An 18540-nucleotide genomic window follows, 5' to 3' on the forward strand; every position below is an offset into this window, starting at 1 on the left:
CATGGACGTCTTCAGCGACGTGATCTCGACGGTCAGGGCGGGCCGGGCGAAGTTCACCCGTTCCCGTCTGAGCGGCCGGTGGGGTTACGCGTTCGGCCCGTATCCCGGAGCCGGCTTCCACGTCGTCCTCGAGGGCAACTGCTGGCTGATCCCACCATCCGGCTCACCCGTCGCCCTCGGCGCGGGCGACGTGGTGTTCCTGCCGCACGGCGCGGTGCACGGCTTGAGCGACAGTCCTGACAGGACGATCGCCGAGCTGCCCCCGGCACCGGAGACCGGCCCGCCGGACCACGAGCCCGCGCCGGACCAGGCGCAACTGCTGTGCGGCGCCTACCGGCTCGATCGCGGACAGGCCCATCCGTTCCTGCGGACCCTGCCCGAGGTCGTCCACCTCCCGGCCAGGCTCGGTGACCACTCCGCGCTGCGCAGCGCCGTGGACCTGCTCGGCGCGGACCTCATCGAGGCCCGTCCCGGGGCCGCGGCGGCGGTTCCCGCCCTGATGGACCTGCTGCTGGTCTACCTGCTGCGCGCCTGGCTGGAAGAGGAAGCCGCGCGCCACGGCCCGCGCGGCGGCTGGTGCGTGGCGCTCACCGATCCGGTCGTCGCCACCGCGCTGCAACACATCCACCGCTCGCCCGCCCATCCGTGGACGGTCCAGGAACTGGGCGCCGCGGTCGGGCTGTCCAAGACCGCCTTCGCCCGCAGGTTCACGTCCCTGGTCGGGCAGTCCCCGATGGCCTACCTGACCTGGTGGCGTCTGAGCACCGGCGCGCGGATGCTGAGGGACGGCCAGGCGCCGCTGGCGGCGATCGCCCGCACCGTCGGCTACACCTCGGAGTTCGCCTTCTCGAACGCCTTCAAGCGGGAGTTCGGCACCGCGCCCGGCAAGTTCCGCCGGCAGCATCGCGACAGCACCGAGGTGTCCGCCCCGACCGGGTGAAGCGTGACGCGTGCGCTCAACGCGTCTGGTGTGGTCCGTCCGCCTAGACGGCCGCCAGCGCCCGCCGCTGGAACACCACCATCGCAACACCCAGCACCACCACCGCCATGCCCGCCAGCACCCCGGTCTCGACCAGGACCGACCCCAGCCCCGCTGACGGCCGCGACAGCGTGAGCAACGCGTCCATCGCCCACGAGTGCGGGAACAGGTAGCCGATCGTGCCCAGCGTCTCGCCGGCCACCTCGCGCGGCCACAGGCAGCCGCCCAGCATGCCCAGCACGATGCCGACCGGGGGACCGATGGCCGGAGCCTGCTGCGGCGAGCGCACCAGGGCGCCGACCAGCATCGCGGCGCCCGTGGCGATCAGGCAGAACAGCGCGACGACCACACCCACGCCCAGCGGGTCGCCCCACCGCACGTCGAACAGGAGCCGGCTCACCACGATGATCAGCAGGGACTGCGCGAGCGCCACCGCGAACCGGCTCAGCGCCTCGCCCAGCAGCACCTGGCTGCGCCGCACGGGTGCGGCGAGGGAGCGGCGCACCATGCCGATGCGGCGGCTCTCGACCAGCGCGGCGGCGACGGCCATCGAGTTGACGAACGTGAAGAGCAGCAGGTTCGCGGGCGCGGTGTAGGCGAAGCCGGTCGGCCTGGAGGGCTCGTCGCCCCCTGTCGAGGCGACGGTGACGGCCACCGACTCCTCCTTCGCCTTGCGCACGTACTGCTCGGCCTGCTCCGGTGACGCGCCCGCCGCCCGCGCCGCGCGGGTGGCCTCCAGCACCGCCGCCACCCTGCCGACCGCCACGTCGATCTCGCTGCGCGCGGCCATGCCGCTGCCGCTGGTCTGGGTCATGACCAGTTCGAGGTCGGTGTCGCCCGGCGTGACGATCAAGCCCGCGGCCAGCTCACCCCGGCGGACGTCGTCGCGGACCTCCTGCGCGGACTCCGCGCGCCGCACCTGCAGCGCCTGGTCGGACTCCAGTTCGGCGACCACGGCCGCCGACACCGGGTCGGAGGTGTCGGCGACGACGGCCACCGGCAGCTTCGCGTCCGCCGCGTCGCCGCCCAGGGCCATGCCGACGAACAAGATCGTCACGAACGGCATGACGACGATGAAGAACATGCCGACCTTGTCGCGCAGCTGGCGCTGCAGGTTGGCCAGCACCAGTGCGGTGAGCGGGCGGGGCCTCATGCGAACCTGCCTTTGCGGAAGCCGAGCAACGCCACCGTTCCGGCGACGAGACCGATGCCGGTGACCACGGCGATCGGCACGAGGACGGCGGACGGGCCCGCGCCGGTGCCCGCCAGCTCGGACAGGCCCGCCGACACCCACCCGTTGGGGGTGATCAGCGAGACGCCGCGCAGCCACTCGGGCAGGTTGTAGGCGGGCACGATGCTGCCGCCCAGGAACGCGAAGACGAAGGCCACGCCCAGCGTGTAGCCGTCGGCCTGCGCATCGGTCTTCGCGCGGCTGGCCACGAGCATGACGATCGCGGTCGCCGCGAACACGTGCGCCAGCAGCAGCGGGAACACGCCGAGCGGGTCGCCCCAGCTCGCGCCGAAGATCAGCACGGACGACAGCCAGGTCGCGCACATGCTGAGCAGCGCCAGCCCGAACCCGACCGCGCTCTTGCCCACCAGCGCCGTCCACAGGGGGATCGGCGCGGCGCGCATCCGGTCGAGCGTGCCGTTCTGGCGCTCGGTGAGCAGGCTGCGGGCCGTGGTGCCGACGACGAAGAACGCGAACATCACCGCCATGCCCGCGCCGTAGTGCACGGCGAGGTCCACCTTTCCGCCCGAGACCGGGTCGCCGACCAGCGACAGCGCGGGCCCGGCCGCGCCGTTCTCCTCGACGAACAGCTGCACCCGGTCGGCCGGCACGCCCGCCTCCAGCGAGGCGCGCACGGCCAGCGTCCTGGCCTGGACCAGGGCCGAGATCCGGTCGACCATGCTGCGCGCCACCACACCCGCCAGCGGCGACTCCGGTGACTCCAGGACGGACACCTGCCCGCCGCGGCCCGCGCCGACGCCCTCGCTGAACCCGGCGGGGAACACCAGGGCCGCACCCGACTCACCGCCGTCGACCGCGCTGCGCGCCGCGGCCTCGTCCAGGTACTGGCGGAAGGTCAGCACGCCCTTGAGCTCGTCGGTGTTCAGCGCTTCGCGCTGCACGCTGGCCGGGAACTCGCCGCCGTCGAGGTCGACCACGCCGATGGTCGCCTTCAGCGGCGGGTCGTCGTCACCGCCCAGCGCCAGCCCGAACAGGGTCGCGAGCAGGATCGGCGCGACGAGCGCGATCAGCGGCGCGGTGCCGTCCCGCAGCCGCGACCGCAGCTCGTGGCCGCCCACGACCAGCAGGGCGCGCAGAGTGCTCTTCCCCAAGGTTCTTCGCCCAATCCCTAAGCTTCGGTCCGCGTCAGTCGCGCAGGGTGCTGCCGGTGAGGTGCAGGAACGCCGCCTCCAGGTCGGGTTCGACGACCTCGACGCCGGTCACCGCGCCCGCGTCGCCGATGGCGGCCAGCAGTGCGGGCAGCAGGTGCCGCCCGCCCGCGACGAGCAGCCGGATCGACGACGACCCGGTGACCACCGACTCGGACACGCCTTCCACGGCGCGCAGCTTCTCGGCCGCCGCGGTGACGTCGCCGTCCAGCGTCAGCTCCACCCGGTCCGTGCCGCCCAGTTCGGCGACCAGCTCGCGCTTGGTCCCGTCGGCGACCACGCGGCCCCGGTCGATGATCCCGACCCGCGTGCACACCCGCTCCACCTCCTCCATGTAGTGGGAGGTGTAGAGCAGGCTCATGCCCTCGCCGACGAGGGCTTCGACCCGGTCCAGGATCGCGACGCGGCTCTGCGGGTCCACGCCGACCGTCGGCTCGTCGAGGATGAGCAGGCGCGGCCGGTGCAGCAGGGCCACGGCGATGTTGGTGCGCCGCTTCATGCCGCCGGAGTAGGTGCCCACCTTGTCGTCGCCGCGGTCGGTCAGGCCGACCAGGTCGAGCACCTCGCCGATGCGCGAGGTCAGCTCACGCCGCGGCAGGCCGTAGAGCCTGCCGAAGTAGCGCAGGTTCTCCCGGGCGGTCAGCTCCGGGTACAGCGCGATCTCCTGCGGGACGTACCCGATGAGCCGCTTGGCCGCCACCGGGTCCTCGCCGACGTCGATGCCGCCGACCCGGACCGTTCCCTCGTCCGGGCGCAGCAGGCCGACGAGCATGGAGATGGTCGTGGTCTTGCCGGCCCCGTTGGGGCCGAGCAACCCGTACGCCTCTCCCTCGTCGATGTGGAAGCCGACCCGGTCCACCACAGTCTTGTCGCCGTAGCGTTTGACCAGGCGCTCGCACACCAGCGCAGGCGTCATGTCGTCCTCTCGATCAAGATCCGTACCCGTCGATCAGCTCCGGCTGGGAGGCGCCCACCACGTTGTTGCGGAAGCGCTGGTTGCCCGGGTCGGTGCCGATCTGCACGTCGAACGGGCTGTTGCCGGTGATGGTGTTCCACTCGAAGGAGTTGTCGGCCGAGTCGGAGCCGCCCCAGTCCGCCGACGAGGCCAGCACCAGCGCGGCGCCCATGACCGACGGGCCCGTGGGTTCGTTGCCGTGCAACCGGTTGCCGACGACGGAGACGCGCTGGACGCCGACGGCGGCGATGCCGACGCCGGAGATCGGCGGCCCGGCGAAACCCAGCACGCCGGGCTCGTCGCCACCGGAGGCCAGGGTGTTGCCGGTGATGTCGTTGTCCGCGACGAGCACGTCGGCGACGCCGCCGGGCAGCTCACCCTCGTAGGTCTGGTGCAGCAGCAGCACGCCAGCCGCGTTGCCGTGGCAGCGGTTGCGCTGCACCCGTGCGCGACTGGAGTTGTCCACGAACACGCCGAAGGCGTTGGCGGTGCTCTCGCTGTCCGCGATCAGCGCGTCGGCGGCCGGGCAGAACGCCAGCGCGATGCCGCCGTACTGGCTGCCCTCCGCGCGGCACCGCAGCACCTCCACCACCGACGACTCGCGCACGTACAGGCCCCACACCGCGTTGCCGACCGACTCGACGTCGACGAGTTTCAGACCGGTGGCGGTGTGCGCGTAGACGCCCGCCCCCGAGAAGCCGCGCACGCTCAAGCCCTCGACGGTCACCCCGGACACGTCGTGCACGGTGATGCCGCTGACCACGTCCGCGGGAGCGTCGTGCAGGGCAGGCACCGCGCTGGGCGCGACGGTGCCGGGCACGATCACCGTGCGGCCCGCGCCCGCGCCGACGAGTGCGACGTCCGGGCGGCCGATCACCAGGCTGCCCTCGTACGTTCCCTCGGCCAGGCGCAGCACCGTGCCCGGTGCGCAGTTCTCGAGCGCCTCCTGAACGGAATCCCCTGGTCGAATGCGAACTTCGGTCCCGACCTCGGTCACGGACATCGCAACGCTCCTCTCGGCGTGATGATCAGTATGGCAACGGCGACGATCAGGTCTCCGCGGACGCCCCAGCGGGCCATGCCCACGACGGCCGCGTCGTCGGCGGAGGCCGCAGACCGGTCGGTGAGCCGGGCCAGGGCGGCCGACCCGCTGGCACCGAGCACGGTGTAGGCGCACCGCTCGGTCATGGCGACCCTGGTGGCCGCCTCGACCTCGGGCACGGCCGCGGCCAGCAGCGGGTCCGCCCACTCCGCGCCGGGCAGCGGCACCTCGCCGCACGCCTCGAAGTCGTGCCAGGAGAACCCGCGCGGCCGGCCGCCGACCGCCTTCACGAGGCACTCCTTCACCGCGACCGTGGCCGCGGTGGCGAGGCCGGGGTCCGCGTGCAGGTCCCGCTCGCCGGGGGAGACGACGTGCCGGGTGTAGGCGGGCCCGCTGTAGGACATCGCGCGGGTGACCCTGGCGACGTCGACGACGTCCACCCCGAACAGCATCGGCGGCGCGGTCACCCGGTGACCCTGCCGAGGAACCGCAGCAGCTCGGCGGTGTAGACCTCGCCGCGCTCGATCATCGGGATGTGCCCGCAGTCCTCCACGGTGACGAACTCGGTGTTCGCGTGCTGCGGCACCAGGTCGAGCCACGGCTCGATCGGCGTCATGCGGTCGTGGCGGCCCCAGACGTACAGCGACGGGCACGTGACCTTGTCCATCGCCGGGGCGACCTGGAACGTTCTGGTGGCGCGGATGCTGCGGGCCATCGCGACCATCGCCGAGCCCTGGCGCAGCAGCTGCGCGGTCGACTCCACCTGCTCGTCGGTGAACAGCGGTTCGCCGTGGAAGAGGGCGGCCAGCATGCGGTCGCGGAACTGCTCGCCCTGCAACCGCACGTCACCGCGCCGGTCCATGTTCAGACCCACGTCGGGGTCGGCGCTCAGGCCGGGCGCGCCGCTGACCGCGATCGCCCTCACCCGGTCGGGGAAGCGGCCCGCGAGGTCGATGGCGACCAGACCTCCCAGGGAGTTCGCGCAGACCACCACCTCGTCCGCGCCGGCCGCGTCCGCGGCCTCCATCAGGGCGTCGCCGAGTCGTTCGATGGACCCCGCGATCTTCGCGTCCACCCCGCAGATGGGTTCCTCGGTGCGCAGCACCGGCCACCCGGCGTCGGCGAGGGCGGCGAACGGGTGGTCCCAGATCCAGCCACCCGCGAAGAGGGCGGACATGAAGGCCACCAGCGGTCGCCCGCCCGCCGCGGGCCGGTGGTCGGCGGTGAAGACCGTCATCGGGCAGCTCCTGGCGTCATCAGAACAGGGGATCGGGGGTCGGGGTGGTGCCGCACGCGCAGGTCCTGCCCGCCGCCGCGTCGACCATCTCGTCGCACTCGGGGCAGCGCAGGTGCAGGGTCTCCCGCTCCAGCGTCCACACGCTGGTGTACGCCCCGGTGCACAGGCCGCCGCGGAAGAACTTCCGCAGGGACCGCTGGTGCGGCCGGGCGTGCACGGCGCGGATCGACTCCGGGCGGTCGAAGGCGCTGACCGTGTACTTGCGGGTGCCGATCTCGAACGTGCTCACGCCGAGGAAACCCTTCGAGGCGCGCAGCGACTTGACCACCTCGGTGCTGAGCAGGTCGACCTCCGCGCCCTCGACGTCGTCGCGGAAGTCCAGGTAGGTGAACGTGAGCGCCCGCGGGTAGTCGGTCCTGCCCGCCGTGGTGCGCGCGCTGATGCCGTACTCCTGCACCTCGTCGCGGCTGAGGAGGAAGCGTGCGGTGTGGCCGAGCGACGAGGCCAGGGCGACCCGGTCGAAGTGGCGGCGCACGCGCACCTCGCCGTCCACGACGGTCAGCACGTCGACCCCGCTGACCGCCGCCGTGCCGCCGGTGCCCGGTATCCCGAGGTAGGGGGAGCGGTGAGTGCCGGTCAGAGTCCAGGTGAGCACGGCGGTGCCGCCCGCGTCGGCGGCGGGCGCGAAGTCGAGCGCCAGGTCCGGGAACCGGGTCAGCACGGCCTCGACGTGCGCGACGAGGTCCGCGCCCGCCACCGGCTCCGGTGTGTCCGGGTCGGCGAACTCCGCCACCGCGTCCGCGATGGCGGCGGCGTCGCGTTCGTGCCAGGCCGCGGCCCACCGCGCGGCGGTCTCGATCAGGTCCATGCGGTCATCGCTTCCAGCTCGTGGTCCTCGGCCAGCCGGGCCGCGGTCAGCGCCACCGCGAACGCGAGGTCGGCGGTGTGGCTGACGGAGACCCGGACGCGGGTGCCCGGCGCCTCCCGCCCGTCCAGCGCGCCGATCAGGCGCACACCCGGCGGGTGGCCGTGCAGACAGGCCGCCGTGCGGCTGCAGAGAGGCGCCGGCAGGGGGAGCACCTCCACCGCACCCAGGTGCTCCGCGGTCACGGGCTCGTCGAGCAGGCGCAGCACGGCGTACTTGGCCGCGAGCCTGCCCGCCCAGTGCTGCAGGGTGCGGCCCGCACCGGACCGCAGCCGTTCCGGGCGGGTGAACACGACCTCCAGCGGCATCGGCTCGACCAGCTGCGACGGCGCGGTCAGCCCGCCGAAGGCGACCGCGGCGCTGCCCCACGTGGTCATGCCGCGGGCTCCGGTCGGCGCAGCCTGCGCACGGCGGCCGGGTCGGCCATGCTGACGCAGCTCGAGCCGACGCCGCGCAGCAGTCCGGCGAGCACCTTGCTGTCGCCGACCTCGACCAGGGTCTCGGCCTCGGCGAGCACGCGCATCGTCTCCGTCCACCGCACCCGCTCGGTGAGCTGCGCGATCAGCGCGTCCACGATCGTCGGCAGGTCGGTGGTGGGTTCTGCGGTCGCGTTCGGGATCACCGGGACGCGCGGCGAGTGCATCGGTGTGGCGCGCACGGCCTCGGCCCAGGCGTCCAGCGCGCCCGCCATCAGCGGCGAGTGGAACGCGTTGCTCACCTTGAGCGGCACCACCTTGCGGGCGCCGGCCGCCGCGGCCAGTTCGACGAGCCGGTCGACGGCGGCGGTCGCGCCGGAGACCACGGTGTGGTCCGGCGCGTTCTCCAGGCCGACGACCAGCGGCTCACCCGGCCCGGCGGCCTCGGCGGCCAGTTCCTCCACCCGCTGCGGCGTCAACCCCATCACGGCCGTCATGCCACCGGTGTCCGGCAGGTCGGCCATCAGCCGGGCGCGGACGGCGACCAGGCGCAGGGCGGTGTCGGCGTCCAGCACGCCCGCCGCGCACAGCGCGCTGATCTCACCCACGCTGTGCCCCGCGACGACGTCCGGTTCCACACCGCGTTCCCGCAGGACCGCGAGCGCGGCGAGGTTGCACGCGGTCACGGCGGGCTGCGCGTGCAGGGTGTCGACGAGCTTGTCCAGCGGCCCGCGGGCGCACAGCTCCGACACCGGTTCGGGCAGCAGCGCGTCGGCGCGCGCGACCACCGCCGCGCCCGCCGGGTCGCGGCGCAGCCAGCCGCCCATGCCGATCCGGACCGTTCCCTGACCGGGGAACACGAAGCCGATCACCTGCGAACCTCCCGTCCTGTGCGCTGTCCTTGCCGGCGAGCCGGGCACCCGTCAGAGCCGGCGCCGCCGGGTGGGCACCGCCGCGGCCTTCTCGGTGCCCAGGAAACCCAGCAGCAGCTTGGTGACGATCTCCGGCTGGTCCAGCGGGATCCAGTGGCTGGCGTCCTCGACGCGCTCGTAGCGCCACGAGCCCTTGACGAACTTCACCGAGCCCGTCATGCCCTCTTCGAGCAGCGCCTTGTCCCCGGTGGACCAGATGCCGAGGGTGGGCGCGAGCACGGGCGGGAAGTTGCCCTCCACGCGCAGCTCGGCCTCGGGGGAGCGGTTGGCGCGGTACCAGTTCAGCGCGGCGGTGAGCGCGCCCGGCTTGGCCAGCTCGCGCGGGTAGCGCTGGTGGTCGCCCTCGCCGCCCATGATCTCCTTGAACAGCCGCCACCCGTTGCGCCGCAACAACTGTTCGCTCACGCCGGGGAACTGGTAGAAGAGCATGTACCAGCTGGCCTTGCGCTGCTCGATCGACGGCGTGCCGAAGACGCCGGGGTGGCCGACCGACAGCACCGCCAGGTGGTCGACGCGGCGCGGCATCAGGAACGCGTACATCCACGCGATGGCGGCGCCCCAGTCGTGTCCGACGATGTGCGCCTTGGAGATGCCGAGGTGCTGGGTCAGCGCCACGACGTCGTTGACGATCGTGCGCATGTCGTACGCCTCGACCTCCTGCGGCTTGCCGGACTCGCCGAAGCCGCGCAGGTCGGGCGCGATGACCCGGAAGCCCGCCTCGACCAACGGGTCGATCTGGTGCCGCCACAGGTAGTGCGAGTCGGGGAAGCCGTGCAGCAGCACGACCGGGTCGCCCTCGCCCTTGTCGACGTAGGCGATGTCGATGCCGTTGACGTGTGCCGACCCGGTCAGCAGGGTGTCCTTGACGCTCATGCCCTCTCCCTGAACAGCCTCTCGGCGAAGAACTCGCTGAACCCGAACTCCGGCACGTCCTCGGGCGGGACCATGTTGAGCAGGCCGGTCACCGACGCGGCGAAGTTGTCGGCCATCAGTTCGCGCGCCCGCCGCCTGCGTTCGGCCGCGACGGGCCCGAACTCGCAGTGCAGCTTGGCGATGATGCCCGCGCCGAAGTGCAGCCGGTCCATCCGGAACTTCCGCTCGGCCAGGTACCCCTCGAACGCGGCGGGCGACCAGTCGTCGCCACCGGTCAGCACCTCGCACACGGCGCGGGTGTCGCGCAGGCTGCACGACAGGCCGGTGCCGAGCACGGTGTCGGCGTTGCCCGCCTCGTCGCCGACGAGCACCACGCCGTCCAGGACGATCGGCTGCTCGGGGAACATCGCCACCGACGGCCACAGCTTGAGCGGGCCGATCGACCTGGCGGCGCTGTACACGGCCTTGCCGCGGTCGGGCAGGGACGCCAGCTCGAAGTCGGCGATGAACCGCTTCTCGCCTTCCGGGCCCTGGTAGAGCTTCCGGTTGGCGGTGGGGAAGTTGATGTAGAGCCGGGCGTTGCCGTCGCCCTGCGGGAACACCATGAACATCTTCTCGTCCTCGGTGCCCATCGCCTGCACGTCCATCGGCCAGTCGTCGAGGCCGCTGACCCGCAGCCCGCCGCCCCAGTGGTGCACCGAGGTCGCCATGGACACGCCGACCTGGCGGCCGACCGTGCAGCCGCGGCCGGTGGCGCCGATGACGATGCGCGGCCTGGCCAGGTGTTCCTGCCCGGCGTGGGTCCAGCGGACCTGCGGACTGGTGCCGGCGGTGACCTGGACCCGCTGCGCGCCCATGACCACTTTCGCGCCGCCGTCCTCGGCCTGTTCGGCCATCAGCGCGCAGACCTCGTGGTGCGGGAACGACATGGGGCCGCCGACGCCGGGCACGAACCGCGTCATGTCCACGGTCTCCGCCTCGGCCGGGTCGACCGTCTCGTCCCACTGCGTCCACTCGCGGATCTCCCATGCGCCGCCGAGGCCGAACGCCTCCTCGACGCCCAGCGTCTGCGCCTCGCGCAGGCCCCACGGCGCGATCCACTCGCCGCGCACGATGTCCTGGTAGGTCTCCTGCTTCTCCAGCAGCACCACGGACAGGCCGTGCTGCACGAGGTTGGCCGCGGCGGACGCGCCCGCGATACCGCCGCCCACCACGACGACGTCGACTCCGGTGTGCTCGACGGTCATGCCCGCCACCTCTCCCAGGACGTGCGTTCCTTGGCCGGAACCCGCTTGGCGGGGCGGAAATCGGTGCCGATCGTGTAGGCGACCGGGACCAGGCAGACCTGGGTGACCCCGGCGGGGATGCCGAGCAGCTCGCCCACCTGCCGCTCGAACGGCAGGTGCATGCACGTGATCGTGCTGCCGAGGCCGCGGCTGCGCAGGGCCAGCTGGAACGACCAGATCGCGGGGAAGATCGAGCCGTAGAAGTTGCTGGCGCGCATGGCCCCGATCCGCACGCCCTCCTGCCAGGTGCCGAGGTTGCGGGTGCCGGTGGCGCCGAGCCACTCGGCGTCGATCGCACCGATGTCCGGAGGCCGGCCGAGCACGCACGGGATCACCAGCGCGGGCACCCTGGCGATGGTCTCGGCCAGGGCGGCGGCCGAGTCGTTGTTCTTCCTGGCCTGTGGGGTGTTGCGGCGGCGCCCGGAGCGCGTCCACACCTCTTTCTGGTGGAACTGCCAGGAGATGTCGAACAGCTCCGCCAGCCGGTCCTTCACCGCCTGCTCGGTGAGCACGACCCAGCGCCAGTTCTGCTGGTCGTTCGCGGTCGGTGCCTGGACGGCGACCTCCAGCGCCTCCTCGATCACCGCGCGGGGAACGGGCCGGTCGAGGTCGAGCCGGCGGCGCACCGACCGGGTGGTGGTGAGCAGCCGGTCGGTCTCGAGCACGTCGAAGGGCAGACCGGTCATACCGCACCCAGCAGGGTTCCTCCGCGCACCGAACCGGGCGCGGCGCTGAGCACCAGGGCCTTGGCCGGTGTGGCGGGCAGCTCGGGCTTGGTGACGTAGGACTCGACCGTGCCGGCACGGGGACTGGTCAGCCGGGTGATGGCCGGTGCGACGCCGTCGCGCAGGGCGAGCGCGGCCAGCGCCAGGTTCAGCGCGCCGGTGGCCGCGCCCGCGTCACCGGTCAGGCCCGCGGTGGCGGTGAGCCGGGCGGACGGGACGGCGCCCAGCACCGCGCTCGCCTCCGCCTCGTCGGTCGGGCCGCCGGTGGCGGCACCGACCACCAGGTCCACGCCCTCCGTGGGCAGCGCGGTGATGGCGCGCTCCACGAGGGACCGCTCGTCACCCGCTCCCGCGCTCGCATGGGCACTGCTCAGCACCCGTGCGTACGGCGTCGCGCCCCTGGCGGCGGCGTGTGCGGCGGACTCGACGACGAGTGCCACCGACGCGGACGCGGGCGCCTCGCCCGAGTTCCGGTCGTAGGGGTCCACCTGCGCGCCGTCGCCGGGCCTCGGTGCCTCGTCGGCGGCGACCACGATCACCACGTCCGCCTTGCCGGCCCGGATGGTCTCCACCGCGCAGTCCAGCGCGATGGACGCCGACGCGTTTCCGTTGCAGATCGTCGTCGTCGGGCCGCGCAGACCCAGGGTCTGGCACACCGCGCCGCCGGTGGCGTTGAGCACCACGTTGGAGAAGCTGAGCACGGCGGGCTTGTTCGGGTTGGCCAGCACGCTCTCGTCGAACCCGCCGGTGCTCTCCACCGAGCCCGCCGCGGTGGCGAAGATGACGCCCACGTTGTCCAGGGCGGCGCGGGGCAGCTTCAGCCCGGCGTCCTCCCAGGCCAGCCGGGAGGCGGCGATCGCCATGCGGGACAGGTTGTTCATGTGCCGCCACAGCGAGCGCGGTGCGAACGTGCGGCCCTCCAGCGACGGCTCCGTGCCGACCGCCGTGCGTCCGTTGGCGACCGCCTCGGCGACCTCGGCGATGCCGGTGCCGAGGCCGGTGACCGGTCCGAGACCGGTGAGGACGACCTCGGCGGCGGGCAGGTCGTCGTACTCGCGGAGGCCGCCGGGGCGGCGCAGCACGAGCGAGGCGTTGTTGCCGCCGAACGCGTAGTTGTTGGAGACCACGACGTCCATGGGCAGCGGACGCGAGGTGTTCGGCACGAAGTCCAAAGTGGACTCCGCGATCGCTTCGTCGGTGAACCCGATGGTGGGCGGCGCGGTCGCGGTGCGCAGGGCCAGCACGCTGGCCACCGCCTCGACCGCACCGGCCGCGCCCAGCGTGTGCCCGACGAAGCTCTTGATGCTGCTGGTCGGCACCTGGGGTGCCCGCTCGCCGAACACGGCGCGCATGACCTTCTTCTCCATGGAGTCGTTGGCGGGCGTGCCGGTGCCGTGCCCGTTGACGTAGTCCACGGCGTCGGGGTCCAGGCCGGCGTCGGTCAGCGCCCGGCGCATGGCCGTGATGCCGCCGCGGCCGGTCGGGTCCGGCGCGGTGGCGTGGTAGGCGTCGGCGGACAGGCCGTAGCCCGCGACCTCGGCCAGTGGCTCCGCGCCCCTGGCCAGCGCGTGGTCCAGCGCCTCCACGACCAGGAACGCGGCGCCCTCGCCCAGGTTCAGGCCGTCCGAGCGGCTGTAGGGGCCGCACGGGCGGGTGCTGAGGGCGTGCAGGCCCGCGAATCCCGCGTAGGTGCCGAACAGCAGCGGGTCGACGCCACCGGCGAGCACCACGTCCGCCTCGCCGGTGAGGATCTTGTCCTTGGCCAGGCCGACCGCGTTGCCGCCCGCCGCGCACGCGGTCGAGACCAGGATGCGCGGGCCGGTCATGCCGAGCTTGCCGGCGACGACGTCACCCGTGGCGTGCATGGGCTGGTAGCCGCCTGCCGCGGTCGGAGTGGCCTGGCACTTGCCGAGGACCAGCCCGAACCGGTCCCCTGGCAGGTCCGCGCCCAGCCCTGCCCAGGTGACCGCCTGCCGGGCGGCGACGAGGGCGAGCCGGGCCGTGCGGTCCAGCCCGGTGTCCTCGGCCGGCAGTTGCGCGTCGATCCACTCGTCGGGCACCTGGCCCGCGAACCTGGCCTCGAACGCGGCGAACCGTTCGTCCTCCACGGCGGTGATGCCGCCCGCGCCCGCGGTGAGCCGCGCCCAGAACTCCTCCGGGTCCCGCCCCGCCGCGCAGATCACCCCGACTCCGGTGATGACCACTGGCCGCAGCGCCATGCTTGCTCCTCCTCGCAATCCCCGGGCGACGGCCCGGGGGACCAGATCAGATGATCGGGGTGCTCCAGCTCTTGGGCGTGACGTACGGGCTGGTCAGCGTGACGACCTCGGTGTCGCCGACGGTGATCCTGAGCCCGGCGGCGGCCAGGTCCGGCGGCAGCCGCAGCAGGCCCAGGGCGGACTTCAGCCCGATGCTGTGCACGGCGTGGACGACCTCGCCGATCTTCTCCCCGCCCACGGTGACCGGCGTGCCCGGCGCGGGCACCTCGGCGCCGCCGGAGAAGCCGACGGTGCGGCGCTCCGCCGTGCCCTCGAACGCGGCCACCACGGCGTCGCGTCCGACGAACTCGTCCTTGGTGATGTCCACGAGCCAGCCCGCGCCCATCTCCAGCACGTCGACGCCCTCGCCGGCCTCGTGGCGCACGACCGGCTGCCGGACCTCCAGCATGGCCAGCTCCACGGCCTCCTGGCCGGCGGGCACGGCGTGCTCCAGGGCCTTGGCCCACAGGCGCTCGGCCGATTCGCGAGGCACCAGGACCTTGTACCCGTACTCGCCCGTCACACCGGTGCGGGCGAAGAGGATGTCCACGCCGTCCCACTGGCTGTCCACAACGGACTCGAACGGCAGCGCGGCCAGCTCGCCGTCGATCAGCCGTCCGACCACGCCCCACGCGTACGGGCCCTCCAGGCCGAAGAGCGCGTACTCCGCGGTGCGATCGGTGATCTCCACGCCGTCCTCGGCGTGGGCGCGCAGGTGCTCCAGCAGCCGGGTGCCCGCACCGGTGGAGGACTCCAGCAGCAGGCCGTCCTCCCGGCCCCACACCACGACCTGGTCCACGACGGCGCCGTCCTCGGCGAGCACCAGGCTCGTCATGCAACGTTCGGCGGTCAGGTACTCGACGTCGCGCGCCAGCACCTTCTGCGCGAAGTCGACGGCGTTGCCGCCGGAGAGCTCGATGATCCGCTCGCCGGACAGGTCGAGGAGGGCTGCGCGTTCCCGGATCGCCTCGTACTCGGCGTCGAGCGTGCTGAACCGGAGCGCGACCTCGGCGTCCAGGACGGTGCCGTACGCGGCCCCCTCGGGGTGCGCGGCCTTCACCGGCGACGTCAGGGATTCCATTGGCGTGTCAAACCTTTCCGGTAGGGCTGGTGGCTGCCGGGTCGGCGATGGTGATGGTGCCCTCGGCGGCGATCTGGCCGTCGACCCTGGCGCTCACCTTGAACTCGGTGAAGCCCCGGCCTCCCGCCGTGCGGTCGGCGGTGAGCAGGAGCTGGTCCCCTGGGACGACGGGGCGCCGGAACCGCATCGACCGCACGCCCGCCAGGTAGCCGATCGGTCCCGCGCCGGCGAGGGCGACCACCACGCCGGCCAGCTGGGCCATCGCCTCGACGACGATCACGCCCGGAAGCACGGCCGCGCTCGGGAAGTGCCCCTGGAACCACATCTCCGTGGCCGCGACGTTCTTGATCCCGACCGCGCCGGCGCCGGGGGAGACCTTCTCGACCCGGTCGATCAGCAGGAAGGGCCACCGGTGCGGCAGGATCTCCCGGAGCTGGTCGTTCGTGAGCGACGTCCCGGTGCGCACGGGCTCCCGGGTCGCCGTCATGCCGACCCGGTCGGCGCCTGCTCGGCCAGGGCCGGGTTCACGTGGTCGGCCAGGCGCGACACGGAACCGAACACCGACATGTCGCTGTCGTAGAGGGCGACGCCGAACTCGGCCTCGATCGCCACGTACAGCTCGAGCACGTCGAGGCTGTCGAGCTCCAGGCCGCGGCCGAACAGCGGCTGGTCGTTCGTGATCCACGCGGGCTCGATCGGCAGGTCGAGCCGCGAGACGATCATCTTCTTGATCTGGGCGCACGTGTCGTGCCGGGCGGCCGCGGTGGCGCGCAGTTCGTCGAGGGTCACGCTTGTCCTTCCGTCCACTGTGTACTGCGGCTCGCTGGTTCTTCCTGGTGGGGGATCAGCCGAGCCCGCCGCCGTTGGCGACGAACGTCTCGCTGGTGATGTAGGAGGCCTTGTCGGAGGCCAGGAACGTGACCAGGTTCGCGATCTCCTCCGGCCGGCCCATGCGGCCGAGCCGGATGCGCGAGGAGTAGCCGTCGCGCAGCTTCGCGGGGATGACCTTGGTCATGTCGGTCTCGACGAATCCCGGCGCCACCACGTTGACGCGCACGCCGTGGGGAGCTGCCTCGTAGGACAGCGCCTTGGTGAACGCGATGATCGCGCCCTTGGACGCGACGTAGTTCGTCTGGCCGGGAAAGCCGCCGTCCAGGCCGCTCGCGGAGCTGAGGGTCACGATCGCGCCGCGCCGCTGGTGCTGCATGATGCGCATCGCCTCGCGGCAGGCGAGGAACGTGCCGTGCAGGTTGATGTCCATCGTCTCGCGGAACAGGTCGCTGCTCATCGCGACCAGGTGCCGGTCGCGCGTCACGCCCGCGCTGGTGACCAGCACGTCGAGCCTGCCGTGCTCGGAGCGCACGGAGCGGAACAGCTCGCGCACCGCGTCCTCGTCGGTCACGTCGGCGCGCACCGCGCTCGCGCTGCCGCCGTTCTGCTCGACCTGCGCGACCAGTTCCTTGGCCTGCTCCTCCGAACGGGAGTAGTTGACGACCACGTGCACGCCGTGGGCCGCCAGGTCGACCACGACAGCCCGCCCGATGCCGCGCGACCCGCCGGTGACCACGGCGACCGATCCTTCGGCGAACATGGTGCCTCCCCCGTTGTCCCAGGCCTGCCCGCTGGGCACGCCGTCGTTCGAGCGCAACGCTACTGACCTGCGACTTCAGTGCTCTATCAGTTCGATATCCGCCTCCTTGACGTCCCCGCGGCGGTGTCGCAGGCTCCTGCTCATGGCTGACTTCGAGGTCGACGTCCTGATCGTGGGTGGTGGCCCGGTCGGCCTCGCCGCGTCGATCGAGTGCTCCCGCAACGGTTTGACGTCGCTGCTGGTGGAGCGACACGCCGGGACGTCGATCTTCCCCAAGGCGCGCCTGGTGTCCACCCGCACGATGGAACTGGTGCGGGCGTGGGGATTGGCGGAGGAGGTCGAGCGCGTGGGCCTGCCGCGCGAGGACAGCCTGGCCGTCGGCGTCGGCTCGTCGTTGACGGCGAACGACTTCCACCGCGAGGTCGCCCCGGTCGCCGAGGACGCGCCGCACAGTCCCACGTACACCTACATCTGCGCGCAGGACAAGTTCGAGGTGGTGCTGCGCGGACTGGCCGAGAGCTCGCCCGGCTCGGACGTCCGGTTCTCCACCACACTCACGTCCCTGGAACAGGACGAGTCCGGTGTGGACGGTGTGGTCGAGTCCGAGTCGGGACGCGCCACCGTGCGCGCCCGCTACGCCATCGCCGCGGACGGCGGACGCAGCACCGTGCGCGACCGCCTCGGCATCGGCGTCGAGGGCCCGCCGCCGCTCGGGCACATGATCAGCATCATGTTCGACGCCGACCTGGTGCCGCTGCTGACCGACCGGATGTGCGCGCTGTACTTCCTCCGCAGCGCCATCCCGTGCGCGGTGGAGGCGGTGGACAACCAGCGGCGCTGGATCATCCAGACCGGCTACGACCCGGCGGAGGGCGGCAGCGAGGCCGACTTCACGCCCGAGTTCTGCGTGCAGGTGGTGCGCGAGGCCGTCGGCGTCCCGGACCTCGACGTCGAACTGGTCGGCGTCATGCCGTGGCTGCAACAGGCGGTGACCGCGACGCGCTTCCGCGAGGGCCGGGTGTTCCTGGCGGGCGACTCGGCGCACGTGTCGACGCCGCAGGGCGGTTTCGGGATGAACTGCGGCATCCAGGACGCGCACAACCTGGTGTGGAAGCTGGCGGCGGTGCTGTCGGGCACGGCCGGCGAGGCCCTGCTCGACACCTACGACGCCGAGCGTCACCCGATCGGCGAGCGCACCGTCGGCGAGAGCCTGGCGAACGCCTTCATCACGTTCCAGATGATGGAGGGCAAGCTGTCCATGAAGGAGGCCATCGCGCAGCAGGCGGGCCGCCGCAGCTGCGAGGGCCTGGTCCTGGGCTTCCACTACGACTCCGCCGCCGTCGTGCCGGACGGCACCGGCGCACCGGCGGTCGAGGACCCGTATCGGACTTACGTCGCGACCGCGCGACCGGGCCACCGCGCCCCGCACGTGCCCCTGACCCGGGGTGTGGAGAACTCGTCCACATTGGACCTGTTCGGCGTGGGGTTCGTCCTGCTCACCCCGGCGGGCAGCGGCTGGGCGCAGGCGGCGAAGGAGGTCGGCTCCCGGACCGGGGTGGCGATCGCGGCGGTCGAGGTGTCGGCCGACGGCTCGACCGCGGTGGTGTCACCGGAGTGGGCCTCGGTCTACGGCGTGGGTGGAGTGGGCGCGGTGCTGGTGCGGCCGGACGGTCACGTGGCCTGGCGCAGCACGGCTGCCGCGTCGGCGGACGCGCTGTCGGCTGCGGTGGACGCGGTTCTCGCACGGGGTTGATGGGCCTGCCGAGGAACGCCCTTGTCTTAGCCGGAACCAGGATCGCGCGGCACGCAGCGCTGGTGCCGCCCGCCACGCCACGCACCG

Annotated in this window: 19 protein-coding genes; 2 read left to right on the forward strand and 17 right to left on the reverse strand. The window is 72.7% G+C overall.

Translation table 11 applies throughout. The features are described 5' to 3' along the window. Position 1: 1 nt before the first annotated feature. Positions 2 to 940 carry an AraC family transcriptional regulator gene (locus tag ND450_RS06975; protein ID WP_253325334.1) on the forward strand — a complete coding sequence of 313 codons (939 nt, stop codon included), beginning with the start codon at positions 2 to 4 and terminating at the stop codon, positions 938 to 940. Between the two features lie 43 nt (positions 941 to 983). Here the strand turns inward: ND450_RS06975 and ND450_RS06980 are convergent, their stop codons facing one another. From ND450_RS06980 to fabG, 17 genes are read right to left on the reverse strand one after another with little or no spacing between them, the layout of a single operon-like run. Then, positions 984 to 2132: an ABC transporter permease gene (locus ND450_RS06980; RefSeq protein WP_253325335.1), complete on the reverse strand. Its 1149-nt coding sequence runs from the start codon at positions 2130 to 2132 to the stop codon at positions 984 to 986. Then, entirely contained in the window at positions 2129 to 3322 is a 1194-nt protein-coding gene (locus ND450_RS06985; RefSeq protein WP_253325336.1) for an ABC transporter permease, read from the reverse strand. Before ND450_RS06985 ends, ND450_RS06980 begins: the two co-directional genes overlap by 4 nt. Positions 3323 to 3356: 34 nt before the next feature. Continuing rightward, positions 3357 to 4295 carry an ABC transporter ATP-binding protein gene (locus tag ND450_RS06990; RefSeq protein WP_089926923.1) on the reverse strand — a complete coding sequence of 313 codons (939 nt, stop codon included), beginning with the start codon at positions 4293 to 4295 and terminating at the stop codon, positions 3357 to 3359. A gap of 13 nt (positions 4296 to 4308) precedes the next feature. Then, positions 4309 to 5337: a nitrous oxide reductase family maturation protein NosD gene (locus ND450_RS06995; protein WP_253325337.1), complete on the reverse strand. Its 1029-nt coding sequence runs from the start codon at positions 5335 to 5337 to the stop codon at positions 4309 to 4311. After that, positions 5328 to 5843, reverse strand: coding sequence for a 4'-phosphopantetheinyl transferase superfamily protein (locus ND450_RS07000; protein ID WP_253325338.1), 516 nt, complete (start codon positions 5841 to 5843; stop codon positions 5328 to 5330). The genes ND450_RS06995 and ND450_RS07000 overlap by 10 nt, the downstream gene beginning before the upstream one ends. Next, positions 5840 to 6613: an alpha/beta fold hydrolase gene (locus tag ND450_RS07005; protein WP_253325339.1), complete on the reverse strand. Its 774-nt coding sequence runs from the start codon at positions 6611 to 6613 to the stop codon at positions 5840 to 5842. The genes ND450_RS07000 and ND450_RS07005 overlap by 4 nt, the downstream gene beginning before the upstream one ends. Positions 6614 to 6632: 19 nt before the next feature. Further along, positions 6633 to 7481 (reverse strand): ester cyclase, encoded by an 849-nt coding sequence (locus ND450_RS07010; RefSeq protein ID WP_253325340.1) that lies wholly within the window; start codon positions 7479 to 7481, stop codon positions 6633 to 6635. Continuing rightward, on the reverse strand, positions 7472 to 7915 hold the full coding sequence (locus ND450_RS07015; protein WP_253325341.1) for a phosphopantetheinyl transferase: 444 nt from the start codon (positions 7913 to 7915) through the stop codon (positions 7472 to 7474). The genes ND450_RS07010 and ND450_RS07015 overlap by 10 nt, the downstream gene beginning before the upstream one ends. Beyond that, positions 7912 to 8826, reverse strand: a complete 915-nt coding sequence (locus ND450_RS07020) for an ACP S-malonyltransferase (protein ID WP_253325342.1) — start codon at positions 8824 to 8826, stop codon at positions 7912 to 7914. Before ND450_RS07020 ends, ND450_RS07015 begins: the two co-directional genes overlap by 4 nt. Before the next feature lie 51 nt (positions 8827 to 8877). Continuing rightward, entirely contained in the window at positions 8878 to 9759 is an 882-nt protein-coding gene (locus ND450_RS07025; protein ID WP_253325343.1) for an alpha/beta fold hydrolase, read from the reverse strand. Next, entirely contained in the window at positions 9756 to 11006 is a 1251-nt protein-coding gene (locus ND450_RS07030; protein ID WP_253325344.1) for an NAD(P)/FAD-dependent oxidoreductase, read from the reverse strand. Before ND450_RS07030 ends, ND450_RS07025 begins: the two co-directional genes overlap by 4 nt. Next, positions 11003 to 11731, reverse strand: a complete 729-nt coding sequence (locus ND450_RS07035; protein ID WP_253325345.1) for a nitroreductase family protein — start codon at positions 11729 to 11731, stop codon at positions 11003 to 11005. Before ND450_RS07035 ends, ND450_RS07030 begins: the two co-directional genes overlap by 4 nt. Next, positions 11728 to 13989 (reverse strand): beta-ketoacyl-[acyl-carrier-protein] synthase family protein, encoded by a 2262-nt coding sequence (locus ND450_RS07040; RefSeq protein WP_253325346.1) that lies wholly within the window; start codon positions 13987 to 13989, stop codon positions 11728 to 11730. Before ND450_RS07040 ends, ND450_RS07035 begins: the two co-directional genes overlap by 4 nt. A 46-nt stretch (positions 13990 to 14035) precedes the next feature. Beyond that, positions 14036 to 15109 (reverse strand): aminomethyltransferase family protein, encoded by a 1074-nt coding sequence (locus tag ND450_RS07045; RefSeq protein WP_253325347.1) that lies wholly within the window; start codon positions 15107 to 15109, stop codon positions 14036 to 14038. 7 nt (positions 15110 to 15116) lie between these two features. Next, positions 15117 to 15596 (reverse strand): 3-hydroxyacyl-ACP dehydratase FabZ, encoded by a 480-nt coding sequence (gene fabZ / locus ND450_RS07050; protein ID WP_253325348.1) that lies wholly within the window; start codon positions 15594 to 15596, stop codon positions 15117 to 15119. Next, the gene (locus tag ND450_RS07055) at positions 15593 to 15898 is read right to left on the reverse strand and encodes an acyl carrier protein (protein WP_253325349.1); all 306 of its coding nucleotides are present in this window, start codon (positions 15896 to 15898) and stop codon (positions 15593 to 15595) included. Before ND450_RS07055 ends, fabZ begins: the two co-directional genes overlap by 4 nt. Positions 15899 to 15953: 55 nt before the next feature. Further along, complete coding sequence (fabG, locus tag ND450_RS07060) at positions 15954 to 16700, reverse strand: 3-oxoacyl-ACP reductase FabG (protein WP_253325350.1); 747 nt, start codon at positions 16698 to 16700, stop codon at positions 15954 to 15956. 142 nt (positions 16701 to 16842) lie between these two features. On the opposite strand from fabG, the gene ND450_RS07065 reads away from it, so the two are divergent. Beyond that, entirely contained in the window at positions 16843 to 18453 is a 1611-nt protein-coding gene (locus ND450_RS07065) for an FAD-dependent monooxygenase (RefSeq protein WP_253325351.1), read from the forward strand. Positions 18454 to 18540 lie beyond the last annotated feature (87 nt).

It is taken from the genome of Lentzea sp. HUAS12 (genome assembly GCF_024125735.1).
Classification (GTDB): domain Bacteria; phylum Actinomycetota; class Actinomycetes; order Mycobacteriales; family Pseudonocardiaceae; genus Lentzea; species Lentzea albida.

Excerpts from the sequence above, each read along its gene's own strand:
- ND450_RS06975 (WP_253325334.1), top strand. The coding sequence starts at position 2 with ATGGACGTCTTCAGCGACGTGATCTCGACGGTCAGGGCGGGCCGGGCG.
- ND450_RS06980 (WP_253325335.1), bottom strand. The coding sequence starts at position 2,132 with ATGAGGCCCCGCCCGCTCACCGCACTGGTGCTGGCCAACCTGCAGCGC.
- ND450_RS06990 (WP_089926923.1), bottom strand. The coding sequence starts at position 4,295 with ATGACGCCTGCGCTGGTGTGCGAGCGCCTGGTCAAACGCTACGGCGAC.
- ND450_RS06995 (WP_253325337.1), bottom strand. The coding sequence starts at position 5,337 with ATGTCCGTGACCGAGGTCGGGACCGAAGTTCGCATTCGACCAGGGGAT.
- ND450_RS07005 (WP_253325339.1), bottom strand. The coding sequence starts at position 6,613 with ATGACGGTCTTCACCGCCGACCACCGGCCCGCGGCGGGCGGGCGACCG.
- ND450_RS07010 (WP_253325340.1), bottom strand. The coding sequence starts at position 7,481 with ATGGACCTGATCGAGACCGCCGCGCGGTGGGCCGCGGCCTGGCACGAA.
- ND450_RS07015 (WP_253325341.1), bottom strand. The coding sequence starts at position 7,915 with ATGACCACGTGGGGCAGCGCCGCGGTCGCCTTCGGCGGGCTGACCGCG.
- ND450_RS07025 (WP_253325343.1), bottom strand. The coding sequence starts at position 9,759 with ATGAGCGTCAAGGACACCCTGCTGACCGGGTCGGCACACGTCAACGGC.
- ND450_RS07030 (WP_253325344.1), bottom strand. The coding sequence starts at position 11,006 with ATGACCGTCGAGCACACCGGAGTCGACGTCGTCGTGGTGGGCGGCGGT.
- ND450_RS07035 (WP_253325345.1), bottom strand. The coding sequence starts at position 11,731 with ATGACCGGTCTGCCCTTCGACGTGCTCGAGACCGACCGGCTGCTCACC.
- ND450_RS07040 (WP_253325346.1), bottom strand. The coding sequence starts at position 13,989 with ATGGCGCTGCGGCCAGTGGTCATCACCGGAGTCGGGGTGATCTGCGCG.
- ND450_RS07045 (WP_253325347.1), bottom strand. The coding sequence starts at position 15,109 with ATGGAATCCCTGACGTCGCCGGTGAAGGCCGCGCACCCCGAGGGGGCC.
- fabZ (WP_253325348.1), bottom strand. The coding sequence starts at position 15,596 with ATGACGGCGACCCGGGAGCCCGTGCGCACCGGGACGTCGCTCACGAAC.
- fabG (WP_253325350.1), bottom strand. The coding sequence starts at position 16,700 with ATGTTCGCCGAAGGATCGGTCGCCGTGGTCACCGGCGGGTCGCGCGGC.
- ND450_RS07065 (WP_253325351.1), top strand. The coding sequence starts at position 16,843 with ATGGCTGACTTCGAGGTCGACGTCCTGATCGTGGGTGGTGGCCCGGTC.